The 16365-nt window shown below is 60.1% G+C and carries 15 protein-coding genes; 4 read left to right on the top strand and 11 right to left on the bottom strand.

Features of this window, described 5'->3' with window-relative positions; translation table 11 throughout:
• Positions 1 to 39: 39 nt before the first annotated feature.
• A complete protein-coding gene (locus PSH97_RS26590; RefSeq protein ID WP_123361013.1) occupies positions 40 to 903 on the bottom strand; it encodes a LysR family transcriptional regulator in 864 nt (287 codons plus the stop codon).
• A 16-nt stretch (positions 904 to 919) separates the two neighbouring features.
• On the bottom strand, positions 920 to 3193 hold the full coding sequence (locus tag PSH97_RS26595; RefSeq protein WP_305447302.1) for a heavy metal translocating P-type ATPase: 2274 nt from the start codon (positions 3191 to 3193) through the stop codon (positions 920 to 922).
• Positions 3194 to 3277: 84 nt separating this feature from the next.
• On the opposite strand from PSH97_RS26595, the gene cadR reads away from it, so the two are divergent.
• The gene (gene cadR, locus PSH97_RS26600; RefSeq protein WP_305447303.1) at positions 3278 to 3727 is read left to right on the top strand and encodes a Cd(II)/Pb(II)-responsive transcriptional regulator; all 450 of its coding nucleotides are present in this window, start codon (positions 3278 to 3280) and stop codon (positions 3725 to 3727) included.
• A gap of 121 nt (positions 3728 to 3848) precedes the next feature.
• Here the strand turns inward: cadR and PSH97_RS26605 are convergent, their stop codons facing one another.
• From PSH97_RS26605 to PSH97_RS26615, 3 genes are all read right to left on the bottom strand, one after another.
• Positions 3849 to 4820 carry a thymidylate synthase gene (locus PSH97_RS26605; protein WP_305447304.1) on the bottom strand — a complete coding sequence of 324 codons (972 nt, stop codon included), beginning with the start codon at positions 4818 to 4820 and terminating at the stop codon, positions 3849 to 3851.
• A 48-nt stretch (positions 4821 to 4868) separates the two neighbouring features.
• On the bottom strand, positions 4869 to 5675 hold the full coding sequence (gene lgt, locus PSH97_RS26610; protein WP_008007345.1) for a prolipoprotein diacylglyceryl transferase: 807 nt from the start codon (positions 5673 to 5675) through the stop codon (positions 4869 to 4871).
• Positions 5676 to 5757: 82 nt separating this feature from the next.
• Positions 5758 to 6540 carry a sulfite exporter TauE/SafE family protein gene (locus PSH97_RS26615; RefSeq protein WP_305447305.1) on the bottom strand — a complete coding sequence of 261 codons (783 nt, stop codon included), beginning with the start codon at positions 6538 to 6540 and terminating at the stop codon, positions 5758 to 5760.
• 134 nt (positions 6541 to 6674) lie between these two features.
• Between PSH97_RS26615 and PSH97_RS26620 the strand changes: the two genes are divergently transcribed.
• Positions 6675 to 7421 carry an NRDE family protein gene (locus PSH97_RS26620; RefSeq protein ID WP_305447306.1) on the top strand — a complete coding sequence of 249 codons (747 nt, stop codon included), beginning with the start codon at positions 6675 to 6677 and terminating at the stop codon, positions 7419 to 7421.
• A 106-nt stretch (positions 7422 to 7527) separates the two neighbouring features.
• Here PSH97_RS26620 and ptsP read toward each other — a convergent pair whose 3' ends face one another.
• A complete protein-coding gene (gene ptsP / locus PSH97_RS26625; protein WP_305447307.1) occupies positions 7528 to 9807 on the bottom strand; it encodes a phosphoenolpyruvate--protein phosphotransferase in 2280 nt (759 codons plus the stop codon).
• A 22-nt stretch (positions 9808 to 9829) separates the two neighbouring features.
• Complete coding sequence (locus tag PSH97_RS26630; RefSeq protein WP_007897732.1) at positions 9830 to 10309, bottom strand: RNA pyrophosphohydrolase; 480 nt, start codon at positions 10307 to 10309, stop codon at positions 9830 to 9832.
• A 143-nt stretch (positions 10310 to 10452) separates the two neighbouring features.
• Here PSH97_RS26630 and PSH97_RS26635 point away from each other — a divergent pair, with 143 nt between their 5' ends.
• On the top strand, positions 10453 to 11109 hold the full coding sequence (locus PSH97_RS26635) for a histidinol-phosphatase (RefSeq protein ID WP_305447308.1): 657 nt from the start codon (positions 10453 to 10455) through the stop codon (positions 11107 to 11109).
• Between the two features lie 118 nt (positions 11110 to 11227).
• On the opposite strand, the gene PSH97_RS26640 is transcribed toward PSH97_RS26635, so the two are convergent.
• Together PSH97_RS26640 and ilvA are read right to left on the bottom strand one after the other, a co-directional pair.
• Complete coding sequence (locus PSH97_RS26640) at positions 11228 to 11656, bottom strand: DUF2269 domain-containing protein (protein WP_305447309.1); 429 nt, start codon at positions 11654 to 11656, stop codon at positions 11228 to 11230.
• A 39-nt stretch (positions 11657 to 11695) separates the two neighbouring features.
• Positions 11696 to 13210 carry a threonine ammonia-lyase, biosynthetic gene (gene ilvA, locus PSH97_RS26645; RefSeq protein WP_305447310.1) on the bottom strand — a complete coding sequence of 505 codons (1515 nt, stop codon included), beginning with the start codon at positions 13208 to 13210 and terminating at the stop codon, positions 11696 to 11698.
• A 319-nt stretch (positions 13211 to 13529) separates the two neighbouring features.
• Between ilvA and rpiA the strand changes: the two genes are divergently transcribed.
• Entirely contained in the window at positions 13530 to 14201 is a 672-nt protein-coding gene (gene rpiA / locus PSH97_RS26650; RefSeq protein WP_305447311.1) for a ribose-5-phosphate isomerase RpiA, read from the top strand.
• Positions 14202 to 14254: 53 nt separating this feature from the next.
• Here rpiA and PSH97_RS26655 read toward each other — a convergent pair whose 3' ends face one another.
• Positions 14255 to 15172 carry an SdiA-regulated domain-containing protein gene (locus PSH97_RS26655; RefSeq protein WP_305447312.1) on the bottom strand — a complete coding sequence of 306 codons (918 nt, stop codon included), beginning with the start codon at positions 15170 to 15172 and terminating at the stop codon, positions 14255 to 14257.
• 97 nt (positions 15173 to 15269) lie between these two features.
• Complete coding sequence (locus PSH97_RS26660) at positions 15270 to 16199, bottom strand: SdiA-regulated domain-containing protein (RefSeq protein ID WP_305447313.1); 930 nt, start codon at positions 16197 to 16199, stop codon at positions 15270 to 15272.
• Positions 16200 to 16365: the final 166 nt, after the last annotated feature.

Here is a 16365-nt window from a genome sequence, read left to right on the forward strand (position 1 = left end):
TTGCCCGCGATGAGGCCGCCAGTATAGGCAATGGAGATTTCAGGCCGGAGCCATTTCCTGCGCCAACCCCAGAAACGCCGCCGGCAGCCGCGCACCTTTTCGCTCCTTGAGGCAGTACAGATACTCAGGAATCTGCGGTGCATTCTCGATGGTCAACACCCGCAATTGCGGATCATGCGGCACTTCCTGCCGAGCAATGATGCTGATACCAATGTTGCGCAATACCGCCTCACGAATCGACTCCCGGCTACCAATCTCCAGCAATGGTCCAAAACTCACCCCGGCGCTGGCCAGCAACTCTTCGGTCAAGCGCCGAGTGGTCGAGCCCGATTCACGCATCAACAAGGTATGCCCCGCCAACGCACTGAGCGGCACATGATCATGCACCGCCAGCGGATGATTGCGGTGCACCGCCAGCACCAGCGGATCGCTGCCGAGCACCCGGCGAATCAGCCGCGCATCGTCCAGCAACTGCGAGGACGCAGCGACATCGACCCGGTAATCCTCCAGCGCTTCGAGCACCTGTTGGGAGTTGCCGATTTCCACCGACACCTCCACTTGCGGCAAGCGTTCGCGAAAGGTCTTCACCAGATCGAGGATGTAATACGGCGCCGTGGCAGCGATGCGCAATGTGCCCTGGACCTGACCGCTGTTACGCAGGAAGAACTCGATATCGGCTTCCTGCTGCAACAGCGCCTTGACCATCGGCAGCAACCGCGCGCCTTCGTCACTGACGCTGAGGCGGCGACCGCCACGGTAGAACAGTTCAACCGAATACTGGCTTTCCAGATGCCGAATCTGGGTCGTCACCGTCGGTTGGCTCAGGCCGAGCTTTTTCGCCGCCAGGGTAATGCTGCCCAACCGGGCAACCATGTAAAACGCCTTCAGCTCGGCACTCAGCACACCCTTCCCTCATCGTCTATTTGCGCAACAGGCGCAAACCGTTGAACACCACCAACAGGCTCACGCCCATGTCGGCGAACACCGCCATCCACATGGTGGCGATTCCGGCGAAGGTTACCCCAAGAAAGATCACTTTGATGACCAATGCCAGGGCAATGTTCTGTTTGAGGATGCTCGAGGTCTGCCGCGACAGGCGGATGAAGGCTGGGATCTTGCGCAGATCGTCGTCCATCAGGGCGACATCGGCGGTTTCGATGGCGGTATCGGTACCGGCGGCCGCCATGGCGAAACCGATCTCGGCTCGCGCCAGTGCCGGGGCGTCGTTGATGCCGTCGCCGACCATCCCGACCCGATGGCCTTGTGCATACAGCGTTTCGATGGCTTGCAGCTTATCGGTCGGCAACAGATCGCCCTGCGCCTGATCGATGCCCACGTGGGCGGCGATGGCCTGAGCGGTGTGAACGTTGTCGCCGGTCAGCATCAGGGTTTTGATGCCCAACTCATGCAATTGCTGGATCGCTTCGCGACTGGAGGCTTTCACGGTGTCCGCGACGGCGAACAGTGCCAGTGGACCCGACTTGTCGAGCAACAGCACCACTGACTTGCCCTGTTTCTCCAGAGCAAACAGTTGCTCTTCCAGCGCTGGCGAACACAGGCCCAAATCTTCCACCAGGCGGTGGTTGCCCAAGTGGTAGAGCTCGCCGTTGATCTCGCCGCGCACACCACGCCCTGCCAGGGCTTCGAAGTTATCCACAATCAGCGGCGCGCGTTGGTTATCCACAACTGCACTCACAGCCGCATCGGCGATGGCCAGCGACACCGGGTGATCCGAACGACCGGCCAGTGCCGCCGCAATGGCCGGAGCTGTTTGATCGGCGGTCGGGTCGAGAGACAAATAGTCGGTTTGCACCGGTTTGCCATGCGTGAGAGTGCCGGTCTTGTCGAGGGCCAGGTAATCGAGTTTGTGGCCGTGCTCCAGATAAACCCCGCCCTTGACCAGAATCCCTTTGCGCGCCGCTGCCGCGAGGCCACTGACGATAGTCACCGGGGTGGAAATCACCAATGCACACGGGCAGGCGACCACCAGCAACACCAGCGCCCGGTAGATCCAGTCGAACCATAGCGCATCCATGAACAGCGGCGGGATCACCGCTACGGCCAAGGCCAGGATAAACACCGCCGGGGTGTAGATTTTCGAGAAGGCGTCGACGAAACGCTGGGTCGGCGCCCGCGCGCCTTGGGCCTGTTCCACGGCATGAATGATGCGCGCCAGGGTTGAGTGGCTGGCCTCGGCAGTCACGGTGTATTCCAGCGAGCCAGACTGATTGATCGTGCCGGCGAACACCTTGTCACCGATGGTTTTCTCCACCGGCAGGCTTTCACCGGTGATCGGCGCCTGATTGATGGTCGAGTTGCCGGACAGCACTTCGCCGTCCAGACCGATCCGCTCGCCGGGACGCACCCGCACCCGCGCACCCAGTTCGATGTTTTTAACCGGTTGTGCGACCCAACTGCCGTCGGCCTGCTGCACGGTGGCTTGCTCGGGGGTCATCTGCATCAGCCCGCCGATGGCGTTGCGCGCCCGGTCCAGAGACCTGGCCTCGATCAACTCGGCCACGGTGAACAGGAACATCACCATCGCCGCTTCCGGCCATTGGCCGATCAGAATCGCGCCGGTCACTGCGATGCTCATCAGCGCATTGATGTTCAGGTTGAGGTTTTTCAGGGCGATCCAGCCCTTTTTATAAGTGCTGAGGCCACCGCTGAGGATCGAGATCAGCGCAATCACCGCCACCACCCAGTTCGGCGCCGCATTGGTGAAGTGGATAAGCTCGGCGGCCAGCGCCCCGACGCCGGACAACGCCAGCGGCCACCAAGGCTTTTTCGCAGGTACGGGGCTCGACGCTGGCGCTTCAGCATCCTGCTCCATCGGCTCGGCGTGCATGCCGAGGGACTTGATCGCATCGATGATCGGCAGGGTGTTTGGCAGGTCATGGGTCACGCCCAACACCCGGTTGATCAGGTTGAATTCCAGTTGCTGCACACCCGCAAGCTTCCCGAGTTTGTTCTGGATCAGCGTCTGTTCGGTCGGGCAGTCCATGGCTTCGATACGAAAACTGCTCAGCCGGGCGCCGGCGGTCGGCGTCTCGTTCAACTTGATCAACGACGGCGCTGCGGCTTTGGAGGCACAGCAGGAATCCCCGTGGCTGCCATGCTGGTGTGTCTGCACAGGCTGCAGCTTGTGGCTGTGATCAGCCTCGGGTTTGTGGGTGTGAAGAGAATCGCTCATTGGTCGCGTCCATGAAGGTGCCTGTTGCCAAGTAAAGACCCTGTAGCCACTATAGGGTCAAGCACCCTTTTGGAGATGGTCGCGATGAAGATTGGAGAACTGGCGAAACTCACCGACTGCGCCGTGGAAACCATCCGTTACTACGAGCGCGAAAACCTCCTGCCGGAACCGGCCCGCAGCGACGGCAATTACCGCGTCTACACCCAGGCCCACGCCGAGCGCCTGACCTTCATCCGCAACTGCCGCACCCTCGACATGACCCTCGAGGAAATCCGCAGCCTGCTGGCCCTGCGCGACAGCCCGCAGGATCAATGCGAAAACGTCAACGCGTTGATCGACGAACACATTCACCATGTGAAGGCTCGTATCGATGGTTTGTTGGCCTTGCAGACACAATTGCTCGACCTGCGCCAACGCTGCAGCGAAGGGCCGGATACCGATCAGTGTGGGATTTTGCAGCGGTTGGAAGTGAGCGGCGGGGTTGTGGCGACGGAGATTGAGCATTCCCATGTCGGGAGAAGCCACGGGCATTAGCAACACCACAAAACCTTGTGGGAGCGGGCTTGCCCGCGATAGCGGTTTGTCAGTCACATCAATATTGGATGTGACGCCGTCATCGCGGGCAAGCCCGCTCCCACAGGTTTAGTGGCGAGCTTTAGACCGCCATCGGCGCAGTCATCGGCGCATGGTGCTCGTAGCCTTCCAGCGAGAAATCGCTCGGCTCGATCTGCTCCAGCCATTCCGGCTGATACTCGCCAGTCTTGGCAAACTCCGGCACGCGGTCGGAAATCACCAGCTTCGGCATCGGGAACGGCTCGCGCTTGAGCTGTTCGTTGAGCATGTCCAAGTGGTTTTCGTAGACGTGGGCGTCGCCGATGAAATAGGTGAACCAGCGCGGTGTGTAACCGGTCAGGCGACCGATCAGGCTCAGCAGCGCGGCGCCTTCGGTGAGGTTGAACGGCGTGCCCAGGCCCAGATCGTTGGAGCGGATGTAGAGGGTAAGGGAGATTTCCCTGGTCTCGACATTCGGGTGGAACTGGTACAGCAAGTGGCACGGCGGCAGGGCCATTTCGTCGAGTTGGGCGACGTTCCAGCCGTGGAACAGGATGCGACGGCTGCCCGGGTCCTTGATGATGGTGTCGACGCACTGGCGGATCTGGTCGATCGCCTTGTACAGCACCACGTAGGCCTGACCGTCTTCCTCGCCTTCGGCGATCTGACGATAACCCTGGCTCAGGGTCTGCTCGATGGCGGCCTGGTTGCTGACCGGGATCTGCTTGTACGCCGGCCATTTTCGCCATTGCACGCCGTAGATCTCGCCGAGGTCGTCTTCGCCCTGGCGGAACGGGTTGGCCAGCCATTGGGCGTTTTCGTTGGCGTTCTGGTCCCAGACCTTGCAGCCCAGCGCACGGAATTCAGCGGCGTTGTTCACCCCGCGCAGAAAACCGCACATCTCGCCGATGGCGGATTTGAAGGCCATCTTGCGAGTGGTGATCGCCGGGAAACCTTCCTGCAGATCGAAGCGCAGCATCGCGCCCGGAAAGCTGATGGTGTTCACGCCGGTGCGGTTGGCCTGTTTGGTGCCGTTCTTGATGACGTGGGCGACCAGTTCGAGATATTGCTTCATGAATTACCTGTGTCCTTGAACCCGGGACCGTCGCCCCGGGGTTCGAATTTATACTGCGGCCGCTGGAGCCGCCGGGGCGCGTCGATAAGCCAGCCAGATCAAGAACAGCCCGCCGACAATCATCGGTACGCACAGCACTTGGCCCATGGTCAGCCAGTTCCAGGCCAGATAACCCAGTTGCGCGTCCGGTACACGAACGAATTCGACAATGAAGCGGAAGATGCCATAGAACAGCGCGAACATCCCGGACACCGCCATGGTCGGCCGCGGCTTGCGCGAGAACAGCCAGAGGATCGCGAACAGCGCCACGCCTTCCAGTGCGAACTGGTACAGCTGCGACGGATGACGCGCCAGTTGCGCCGGATCGGTCGGGAAGACCATCGCCCACGGCACGTCGGTCGCCTTGCCCCACAATTCAGCGTTGATGAAGTTGCCAATGCGCCCGGCACCCAGGCCGATCGGCACCATCGGCGCAACAAAGTCCATCAGCTGGAAGAACGACTTGTCGTTCTTTTTACCGAACCACAGCGCCGCCAGCATCACACCGATAAACCCGCCGTGGAACGACATGCCGCCCTTCCACACTTCGAAGATCAGGGTCGGGTTGGCCAGATAGGCGTTCAGATCGTAAAACAACACATAACCCAAACGGCCGCCGACGATGACACCCATCGACATCCAGAACACCATGTCGGAGAGTTTCTCCTTGGTCCAGGTCGGGTCGAAGCGATTCAGCCGGCGTGACGCCAGCCACCACGCACCGCCGATGCCGATCAGGTACATCAGGCCGTACCAGTGGATTTTCAGCGGACCGATGGCCAGGGCCACCGGGTCGATCTGCGGGTAAGGCAGCATTGCGACTCCTCGTTAGAGTTGAAACCTTCAAATTCCCGGGCGACGCTGTCACGCCAGGATTAAGCCAGGATTGCGTTGCGCGTCAGAGCAAGAAGCTCAAGCCGACGCAAAACAGCAAAGCGGCAAACAGTCTTTTCAGCAAGCGCGGCGACAGCGTATGGGCCAGTCGCGCACCGAGGCGGGCGAAAACCATGCTGGTCAGGGCGATCCCCAGCAGCGCCGGCAAATAAACAAAACCGAGACTATGGGCCGGCAGCAGTGGATCGTGCCACCCCAGAATCATGAAACTTAATGCACTGGCCAAGGCGATGGGCAGGCCACAGGCCGATGAAGTGGCCACCGCTTGCTGCATCGGCACGCTGCGCCAGGTCAGGAACGGCACGGTCAACGAGCCGCCGCCAATCCCGAAAATCGCCGAGGCCCAGCCAATAATGCTGCCAGCCACGGTCAGACCGACTTTGCCCGGCACCGTTCGGCTGGCCTTGGGCTTGAAGTCCAAAGCGAGTTGAACGGCGATGATCAGCGCAAATACACCAATGATCTTCTGCAAGTTCGGCCCGGAAATCGCTTCGGCAGTCAGCGCGCCGAAGCCGGCACCGATCAGAATGCCGAGGGTCATCCAGGCAAAAATCGGCCAACGCACGGCACCACGGCTATGGTGCTCGCGAACCGAATTGATCGACGTAAAGATGATCGTCGCCAGGGAGGTGCCGACGGCCAGATGCGTCAAAATCGATGCATCGAACCCCTGCAAGGTGAAACTGAACACCAGCACCGGGACGATAATGATCCCGCCACCTACCCCGAACAGCCCGGCCAGCACGCCGGCACAGGCGCCCAGCGCCAGATAAAGCAGAAATTCCATGTCCGCATCCCCAGTCATCCCAAAACAGGAGCGGCATGGTAACGGAAGCATGGCCTCGGGCTCCACTGTGGATGGCGATGGATCGATGAGCGATGTCTGCGTAGAGTGAGCAAAAAACACACAAGGACCACCTTATGTGCCTGATTGTTTTTGCCTGGCGGCCGGGCCATGCCCAGCCACTGATCGTGGCGGCCAACCGCGACGAATTCTATGCCCGGCCCAGCCTGCCCCTGGCGCAATGGCCGCATGCCCCGCATGTATACGCCGGTCGCGACCTTGAGGCTGGCGGCACGTGGCTCGGTGTCGGCGCCAACGGACGCTTTGCCGCGCTGACTAATATCCGTGATCCCCTTCAACCGCCGGCGCTTAAATCACGAGGTGAGCTGGTGGCGCAGTTTCTCAGCGGAGACATGTCGATTGACGACTATTTAACGGACGTTGTCGGACGTTCGTCTGAATATGCCGGGTTTAACCTGCTGATCGGCCATACCAACGAGCTCTGGCACTTCAATGCCCGGGAGACGGAGGCGGTGATGCTCCAACCGGGCATTTATGGATTATCGAACGCGGGGCTGGATACGCCGTGGCCGAAAGTGCTCAAGGCCAAGGCGGCATTGAGCGAGGTGTTGGGCGATCCGCAGCCGCAGGCGCTATTGGCCTTGCTGAGCGACCCGCAGACGGCGCCGCTTGCCGAATTACCGGACACTGGCGTGGGGCAGGCTACCGAGACGTTGTTGTCGAGCGTGTTTATCCAGAGCCCGACTTACGGGACACGGGCGAGCACGGCGTTGATTGTTCAGGCGGACGGGGTGCGGCATATGGTTGAACGGAGTTTAGGGCCGTATGGGGGGCATTTGGGAGAGGTGGAGATCAGGATTTGAAGATGTGGGGTGTTTGCGGACGCCTTCGCGGGCAAGCCTCGCTCCTACAGGAGATCATCACCATACTGTAGGAGCGAGGCTTGCCCGCGAAGAGGCCATCAACCTTTTAAAGGGTTTTGACCGAAGCCGGATTAATCATCCGCGCCAACCCAAGGTTCTTCAGCGCCAACTGCAGCGAGCTGTGGATAACTTGCGGGTTGTCGATGGTCATCAGCTCAGCCAGCAATTCCTTGGCCTTGCTCAGGTTGATCTGACGCAGCATCCACTTCACTTTCGGCAAGTTGGTGGCGTTCATCGACAAGCTGTCGAAACCCATCGCCATCAACAACACCGCCGCCGCCGGGTCACCAGCCATTTCGCCGCAGATACTCACGGGCTTGCCTTCTGCATGGGCATCGCGCACCACGCTCTGCAAGGCCTGCAACACTGCCGGGTGCAGGTAGTCGTAGAGGTCGGCCACCCGCGGGTTGTTACGGTCCACAGCCAGCAGGTATTGGGTCAAGTCGTTGGAACCGACCGACAGGAAGTCCACTTGCCGGGCCAGTTCCTTGGTCTGATACACCGCCGCCGGAATCTCGATCATCACGCCAATCGGCGGCATAGGCACGTCGCAGCCTTCGTCGCGGACTTCGCCCCAGGCTCGGTGAATCAGGTGCAGGGCTTCTTCCAGCTCGTGGGTGCCGGAGATCATCGGCAACAGAATCCGCAGGTTGTTCAGGCCTTCGCTGGCCTTGAGCATCGCACGGGTCTGCACCAGGAAGATTTCCGGGTGGTCGAGGGTCACACGAATGCCGCGCCAGCCGAGGAACGGGTTGTCTTCCTTGATCGGGAAGTACGACAGCGACTTGTCGCCGCCGATGTCCAGACTGCGCATGGTCACTGGCTGCGGGTGGAACGCGGCGAGTTGCTCGCGATAGATCGCCAGTTGCTCTTTTTCACTCGGGAAGCGCTGATTGATCATGAACGGCACTTCGGTGCGGTACAGCCCCACGCCTTCGGCACCGCGCTTCTGCGCCCGCGCCACGTCCGCCAGCAAGCCGGTGTTGACCCACAGCGGCATGCGGTGACCATCGACCGTTACGCACGGCAGGTCCCGCAATGCGTCCAGCCCAAGGGCCAGTTGTTTCTCTTCCTCGACCACATCGGCGAACTGCTTGCGCAGCACGTCACTCGGGTTGGTATAGACCTCACCGTGGTAGCCGTCGACGATCATCTGGATGCCGTCGACCTTGGAGTACGGCAAGTCGACCAGGCCCATCACCGTCGGGATACCCATGGCGCGCGCCAGGATCGCCACGTGGGAGTTGCCGGAACCGAGTACCGACACCAGACCCACCAGCTTGCCTTCCGGCACCTCGCCGAGCATCGCCGGCGTCAGTTCTTCGCTGACCAGAATGGTGTTGTCGGGGTAGACCAGCGTCTGCTGCCGCTCTTCCTGCAGATAAGCCAGCAAGCGCCGACCGAGGTCTTTGACGTCCGAGGCGCGTTCACGCAGGTAGGCGTCGTCCATCAATTCGAATCGGTTGACGTGTTCGGTGACCACCTGACGCAACGCGCCCTGAGCCCACTGACCGGTCTTGATCACCGTGGTGATTTCGCTGCCGAGCGAGGCATCGTCGAGCATCATCAAGTAAACGTCGAACAGTGCCCGCTCTTCAGGCCGCAGTTGGGTCGCCAACTTGGCGGACAAGGCACGCATGTCGGCGCGCACGCCCTCGATGGCGGTCTTGAACAGGCCAAGTTCTGCGTTGATGTCGGTGATGGTCTTGTCCGGCACCACGTCCAGATCGGCCGGCGGCAGCATGACGACCGCGGTTCCGACCGCCGCGCCCGGCGAACCCGGTACACCGACGAACTTTGCTTCCTGGATACCTTTGCCCTGACGGCCCAGGCCACGGATCGAACCAGTGGCCTCGGCGTGGGCGATAACGCCGGCGAGCTGCGCGCTCATGGTCACGAGGAAGGCTTCTTCACCTTCATCGAACTGGCGGCGTTCTTTCTGCTGAATGACTAACACACCGACGACGCGGCGGTGGTGAATGATCGGCGCTCCGAGGAACGAGGCAAAGCGCTCTTCGCCGGTCTCGGCAAAGTAACGGTAGCGCGGGTGATCCGCGGCGTTTTCGAGGTTCAGGGGTTCTTCACGCGTGCCGACCAGGCCGACCAGACCCTCGTTGGGTGCCATGCTGACTTTGCCGATCGAGCGCTTGTTCAAGCCCTCGGTGGCCATCAGCACAAAGCGGTTGGTCTCTGGGTCAAGCAGGTAGACCGAGCAGACCTGGCTGCCCATGGCCTCTTTGACGCGCAACACAATAATCCCCAACGCCGCCTTGAGATCCTTGGCGGAGTTAACTTCCTGGACGATCTTGCGCAGCGTATTGAGCATGGCTCGGGGTCGAACTCCGTCGTCAGTCGCGCGCTAAAAGGCGCGGGGCAAGCTCTTTGAGAGCGCGGCGATAAACCTCGCGCTTGAATGTCACCACCTGGCCCAACGGATACCAATAACTGACCCAGCGCCAGCCATCGAATTCCGGTTTACCGGTCAAATCCATCCGCACCCGCTGCTCGTTGGAGATCAGGCGCAGGAGAAACCATTTCTGCTTCTGGCCGATGCATAGCGGTTGGCTGTGCGTCCTGACCAGACGTTGCGGCAAACGATAGCGCAACCAGCCCCGGGTGCAGGCGAGTATTTCAACATCTTCGCGCTCCAGGCCCACTTCTTCGTTCAACTCGCGGTACAAGGCGTCTTCCGGCGTCTCCTGGGGGTTGATCCCTCCCTGTGGAAACTGCCAGGCATCTTGATTGATACGGCGAGCCCATAGCACCTGGCCGGCATCATTCGTCAGAATGATCCCGACATTGGGGCGGAAACCATCGGGGTCGATCACGGCAACAACCTCGCAAACGCATGTCGTCGCATTGTTCCACAAAGGTTGTGAAAGCAGCAACGAGCCGACCTACCTTATGTGCACTCTTGTGAAAAGTCCGTATTCTGGAGACCTTTCTACAGACTTTTCAGCGAGTAACTGCAATGCGGCTGGCTTTATTCGACTTGGACAACACGCTTCTGGGCGGTGACAGTGACCACGCCTGGGGCGATTATCTGTGCGAACGCGGTTTCCTCGACGCCGTCGCCTACAAGGCGCGCAACGACGAGTTCTATCAGGATTACCTGGCCGGCAAGCTGGATAACGACGCGTACCTGAACTTCTGCCTGGAAGTCCTCGGCCGCACCGAAATGGCCACGCTGGATCAATGGCACCTGGATTACATGCGCGACTGCATCGAACCGATTGTGCTGCCCAAGGGCCTCGAACTGTTGGCCCAACACCGTGAGGCCGGCGACAAGCTGGTGATCATCACCGCCACCAACCGCTTTGTGACCGGGCCGATTGCCGCACGTTTAGGCGTTGAAACCCTGATCGCCACCGAATGCGAAATGATCGACGGCCGTTACAGCGGGCGCAGCACCGATGTCCCATGCTTCCGTGAGGGCAAGGTGACCCGGTTGAATCGTTGGCTGGCTGAGACCGGCCACAGCCTGGATGACAGCTATTTCTACAGCGACTCGATGAATGACTTGGCGTTGCTGGAGCAGGTGACGAATCCGATCGCGGTCGATCCGGATCCGAATCTACGGGCCGAGGCCGAGAAACGTGGCTGGCCGGTGATTACTCTGCGCGATTGATTAAGCCTGTAGCAGCTGCCGAGGTACGAGGCTGCGTTGCGGTCCGCAGGACCGCCCTTTGGGGCCGCTTCGCAGCCCATCGCAGCCTCGTACCTCGGCAGCTGCTACAGATTCCGCGCTATACCGGCTTGGCGCCCATCAACCCCGCAATGGCGACGAAACAGACAAAACTGAACAACGCCAACGCAAACGTAAACTTCCCATTCCCCCCAGCGGGCGCCTTGCGCAGCCGATTCAGCCGTACCACCAACCAGAACCAGCCCAGCGCCGCCACGGTGTAGAGCACACTGGAAGCCAGCAGCCAGGTCTGCCCCAACGGCCAGCCCACCAGATGTACCATCCACCAACCGGTGAACGGCATGCTCAGCAATGCCAGCCCCATCAACAGCCAGATGAACACCTGCGGCCGTTGCAAGGTACGGGTATGAGCCGTCGCGTCGCCGTTACGGCGTGTGCGCCAGACCCAGATCGCCAGCCCCAGTGCGCTGATCAACAGCACCACCGTCGCCACCATGTGAGCGATTTTAAGGGCGGTTAACGTTTCCATTGTTCGATTTCCTTATGGCTTGCTCGTCAGCGTAGCCGCTCAGCCGAGAAACAGCTGATAGGCCGGATTGTCGCTTTCGTCCCAGTACGGGTAGCCGATTTCTTCCAGCGCGGCCGGAACCAGATGACGCTCGTCGTGCGGCACTTGCAGGCCCGCGACCACTCGGCCATCCGCCGCGCCGTGGTTGCGGTAGTGGAACATCGAAATGTTCCAGCGCCCGCCGAGCTTGTTGAGGAAGTTGAACAACGCGCCCGGACGCTCCGGGAATTCGAAGCGCAGCACCACTTCATCGACCACATGGACAGCACGGCCGCCCACCATATGGCGAATGTGCAACTTGGCCAGCTCGTTGTCGGTCAGGTCGAGCACCGGGAAACCCTGCTCGGTGAGACTGGCGAGCAGCACACTGCGCGGGTCGCTGTCCGGATGCGTCTGCACGCCGACAAAAATGTGCGCTTCGCTGCCGGTGTTGTAGCGGTAGTTGAATTCGGTGATCTGGCGCTTGCCGATGGCTTCGCAGAACGCCTTGAAACTGCCTGGTTTCTCGGGAATGGTCACGGCGATGATGGCTTCGCGCCCCTCGCCCAGCTCGGCACGCTCGGCCACGTGACGCAAGCGGTCGAAGTTGACGTTGGCACCGGAATCGATGGCCACGAAGGTGTGACCCGTGATGCCGCGTTGTTCGACATACTTCTTGATCCCGGCCACGCCCAAAGCACCAGCAGGTTCAGTGATCGAGCGGGTATCGTCGTAGATATCCTTGATTGCCGCACAGATCTCGTCGGTACTGACGGTGAGGACTTCGTCTACGTAATCTTTGCAGATGTCAAAGGTATGCTGACCGATCTGCGCCACCGCCACGCCATCGGCGAACAGACCCACGGTTGGCAACACCACGCGCTCGCCGGCCGCCATGGCGGCTTGCAGGCAGTTGGAGTCATCCGGTTCGACGCCGATGATTTTGATGTCCGGGCGCAGGTATTTCACGTACGCCGCAATGCCGGCGATCAGCCCGCCACCGCCCACCGGAACGAAGATCGCATCCAGGCGCCCCGGGTGCTGGCGCAGAATCTCCATGGCCACCGTGCCCTGCCCGGCAATGGTGTGGGGATCGTCGTAAGGGTGAATGTAGACGTAGCCTTTTTCGTCGACCAGTTTCAGCGAGTAGGCCAGGGCTTCCGGGAACGAATCCCCGTGCAACAACACTTTGCCGCCGCGCGAACGCACGCCTTCGACCTTGATCTCCGGGGTGGTCTTAGGCATCACGATGGTCGCTTTCACGCCCAGTACTTTGGCCGCCAGGGCCAGGCCTTGCGCATGATTGCCCGCCGACGCGGTGACCACGCCGCGAGCACGTTCTTCATCGCTCAGTTGCGTCAGCTTGTTATAGGCGCCGCGAATCTTGAACGAGAACACCGGCTGCAAGTCTTCACGCTTGAGCAAGATATCGTTGCCCAGCCGCTCGGAGAGCTGGCGGGCAGTCTGCAATGGGGTTTCTACGGCAACGTCATAAACGCGCGAGGTGAGGATCTTTTTGACGTACTGTTCGAGCATCGGAAAGCATCACTGAGCGGGTTGGGCAGGGCCAAGGAGTCTAACCCGGCTTTTGGGCGGGCGACCATACGAATCAAGAGGTTTTAGGTTCACCAGGGAGGATCATGACATTTGTAGGAGCGAGGCTTGCCCGCGAAGAGGTCTTAACATCCAACATAAATGTTGGCGGTTAGATCGCTTTCGCGTAGGCAAACCTCACTCCTACAGGTACAGGAGTCGTGCGATGTGCGCATTTGACCCGCCAATCGGGCAATGACCTTCCCCATCGCGAAGCCTATAATGCCGGCCTTTCGTCCCCTTTCGGCACTTCGGAGCCCGCATGACCCAGGATCAACTCAAACAGGCCGTAGCCCAGGCCGCCGTCGACTTCATCCTTCCAAAACTCGACGACAAGAGCATCGTCGGGGTCGGCACCGGCTCCACCGCCAACTGCTTCATCGATGCCCTGGCCAAGCACAAAGGCGCGTTCGATGGCGCGGTCGCCAGTTCCGAAGCCACCGCCGCCCGCCTCAAGGGCCATGGCATTCCGGTGTATGAGCTAAATACTGTCAGCAACCTTGAGTTCTACGTCGATGGCGCCGATGAAAGCGACGAGCACCTGCACCTGATCAAGGGCGGCGGCGCGGCCCTGACCCGCGAGAAGATTGTTGCGGCCGTAGCCAAGACCTTCATCTGCATCGCCGACGCCAGCAAACTGGTGCCGGTCCTCGGTGCGTTCCCGCTGCCGGTGGAAGTGATCCCGATGGCCCGCAGCCACGTGGCCCGCCAACTGGTGAAGCTCGGCGGCGACCCGGTTTACCGTGAAGGCGTGCTGACCGACAACGGCAACATCATCCTCGACGTGCACAACATGCAGATTACCAACCCGGTGGAACTGGAAGCACAGATCAATGCCATCGTCGGCGTGGTCACCAACGGTTTGTTCGCAGCCCGCCCGGCTGATTTGCTGCTGCTGGGGACGAGTGAAGGTGTGAAAACCCTCAAAGCCTGACGCCTTGTCCTCTTGTAGGAGCGAAGCTCCTACAATTGGTTTTGTGGTGTTAGTCAGGGTTGTGCTGGCTTTTTGAAGACGTAGAAAAGATTCGGCTCGCTGACGAGGTACAGGGTGCCGTCGTCGTCCATGGCGATGCCTTCTGCTTGCGGCACAGTTTTCTGCAATCCCTGACGGCCCTTGCTCAGTGACAGGGTGGTCAGCGGCCGCCCGTCGACATCCAGCTCCAGAATCAGCCGCGACTCATCGGACAGCGCCAGCAGATGGCCGCTGCGCTCGTCGTATTGCAAGCTCGACAGGTCTCGAACAAACATTCCGGCATCGCGTTTTGGGTTGTTCACCACATGCACCGCGTACGACTTCTCCGGGTTGTAATGCGGAAAACCCTGCACTTCGTAAATCAGCATCGGATCGCGTTCCTTGGCGACAAACAAGCGCTTGCCCACCGAGTCATAGGCCAACCCTTCAAACCCCTTGTTGCCACTCATGTGCACACCGAGGGTCATCTGTTCGGCGTCCGCGGCATCGAGGAACGTCGTATCTTTCTCCAGATGAATCTTGATCAGCCGCTGCTGACGCTCGTCAGTGATCACGTAAGTGTCAGCGCTGATGAATTCCACCGCCTCCGGGTCGCCAAACCCGACCAGCGCCACACGCCGCAGGATTTTGCCCTCCAGGGACAATTCGATCAGTTCGGCATTTTTGTTGGTGACCGTGAACAGGCTTTTGCGCACGGGATCGAAGGTCAGCGCCGAAACATCATCGTCCAGACCGTCAATGACTCGCGCCTCGATCGCTACCTGATACTGATCCAGGCCAATCGACTGAGCATTCATCGGCTGCCATAGCGTCTGCACATTGAACCAGGTGCGCTCGAACAGACGCAGGTACTGGCCGACGGCAACCAATACGATCAGCGCAATGACCGACAGGATCAATATCAGGGGCTTGGGACGGGCAAGTCGGCGCATTCAGGCGGGCTCGAAAACAAGACGGGTGGATGAAATACCACGGCAGTATGAATTCAAGCTTAATGGCCAGTGGCCTTCGACCACAATGACCGAACTCCTACGGTTGTTTTTCGAACCGGTAGAACAGATTCGGCTCACTCACAATGTACAGCGTGCCCGCTTCGTCCATGGCCATACCTTCGGCACGGGGAATGGTTTTCTTCAGACCATTGAAACCACCCAGCAAGGTCATGAAACTGACCTGATCGCCTTTCTCGTCCAACTCCAGCAACAGATGCGAATCGGCGGACAGCACCAGGGTATGGCCGGTGCGCGAATCGATGGCCAGGGCCGACAGGTTGCGGATATCCAGTTCGTCGCTGGACAGCTTTTGCTTGTCGCCCTTGAGGATTTGGCTGCCGTCGCTTTTCCAGCTGAACAGCGCTGGCGGACGCTCTTCTCCCAGCAGCAGTTGCTGGTTGCGCGCATCCCACACGATCGCTTCGAAGGCTTTATTCTGGTCTTTCGACGGGCCCAGGTCGTATTTCGGGAAACTGGCGATATTCAGTTCGCGAGTATCGGCATCGACCTTGACGATGGACAGCAGGTGCGCGCGCTCATCGGTGATCGCCAGCAAACCATTGCCCATGACCGCCACCCCTTCCGGGTTGCTCCAACCCACCAGCGGCATTTTGCGCAACACATCGCCCTGCAACGTCAGCTCGACCAGAAACGGGTTCTTGCCCATCACCGCAAACAGGGTTTTGGTCTGCGGGTCATAAGACACGTCTGACGCTTCGTCCTTTTCCATACCTGGCAGCCGCTTGGCGTCGATGACCACTCGGTAATCCGGCAGCCAGATACTCTCTTTTCGTTCGGCCAGACTTTCGAAGCGCTCCATCACCCAGAGCACGCCGCGATCATCCCAGTGCATCGCAAACACGAGGCCATACACGGCAGCCGCCACCAGCAAAAGCCAGGAATACCAACGCATTACAAAGCGCGAGCGGCGGGCAGTTTTCAGCTTGGACAACGGTGGGGTGGCCATGCAGGGATGCGTTCCAGAAATTCAGGCTATGGGTAATAGCACATTGGGACTGGCTCAGACGCCAGAAGCCCCGGAATTATCCGGACATGATGTGAAAAAAACGGGAAATGGCGGGATTGCCCTGTGTGGATACAGAAATTTGCGACCACTAGAAACCATTGTGGGA

Origin of the sequence: Pseudomonas cucumis (assembly GCF_030687935.1) — a bacterium.
Classification (GTDB): domain Bacteria; phylum Pseudomonadota; class Gammaproteobacteria; order Pseudomonadales; family Pseudomonadaceae; genus Aquipseudomonas; species Aquipseudomonas cucumis.

Bases quoted from the DNA above. Each gene is read 5' to 3' on its own strand.
- PSH97_RS26595 (WP_305447302.1), bottom strand. From the start codon at position 3,193: ATGAGCGATTCTCTTCACACCCACAAACCCGAGGCTGATCACAGCCAC.
- cadR (WP_305447303.1), top strand. From the start codon at position 3,278: ATGAAGATTGGAGAACTGGCGAAACTCACCGACTGCGCCGTGGAAACC.
- PSH97_RS26605 (WP_305447304.1), bottom strand. From the start codon at position 4,820: ATGAAGCAATATCTCGAACTGGTCGCCCACGTCATCAAGAACGGCACC.
- lgt (WP_008007345.1), bottom strand. From the start codon at position 5,675: ATGCTGCCTTACCCGCAGATCGACCCGGTGGCCCTGGCCATCGGTCCG.
- PSH97_RS26615 (WP_305447305.1), bottom strand. From the start codon at position 6,540: ATGGAATTTCTGCTTTATCTGGCGCTGGGCGCCTGTGCCGGCGTGCTG.
- PSH97_RS26620 (WP_305447306.1), top strand. From the start codon at position 6,675: ATGTGCCTGATTGTTTTTGCCTGGCGGCCGGGCCATGCCCAGCCACTG.
- ptsP (WP_305447307.1), bottom strand. From the start codon at position 9,807: ATGCTCAATACGCTGCGCAAGATCGTCCAGGAAGTTAACTCCGCCAAG.
- PSH97_RS26635 (WP_305447308.1), top strand. From the start codon at position 10,453: ATGCGGCTGGCTTTATTCGACTTGGACAACACGCTTCTGGGCGGTGAC.
- PSH97_RS26640 (WP_305447309.1), bottom strand. From the start codon at position 11,656: ATGGAAACGTTAACCGCCCTTAAAATCGCTCACATGGTGGCGACGGTG.
- ilvA (WP_305447310.1), bottom strand. From the start codon at position 13,210: ATGCTCGAACAGTACGTCAAAAAGATCCTCACCTCGCGCGTTTATGAC.
- rpiA (WP_305447311.1), top strand. From the start codon at position 13,530: ATGACCCAGGATCAACTCAAACAGGCCGTAGCCCAGGCCGCCGTCGAC.
- PSH97_RS26655 (WP_305447312.1), bottom strand. From the start codon at position 15,172: ATGCGCCGACTTGCCCGTCCCAAGCCCCTGATATTGATCCTGTCGGTC.
- PSH97_RS26660 (WP_305447313.1), bottom strand. From the start codon at position 16,199: ATGGCCACCCCACCGTTGTCCAAGCTGAAAACTGCCCGCCGCTCGCGC.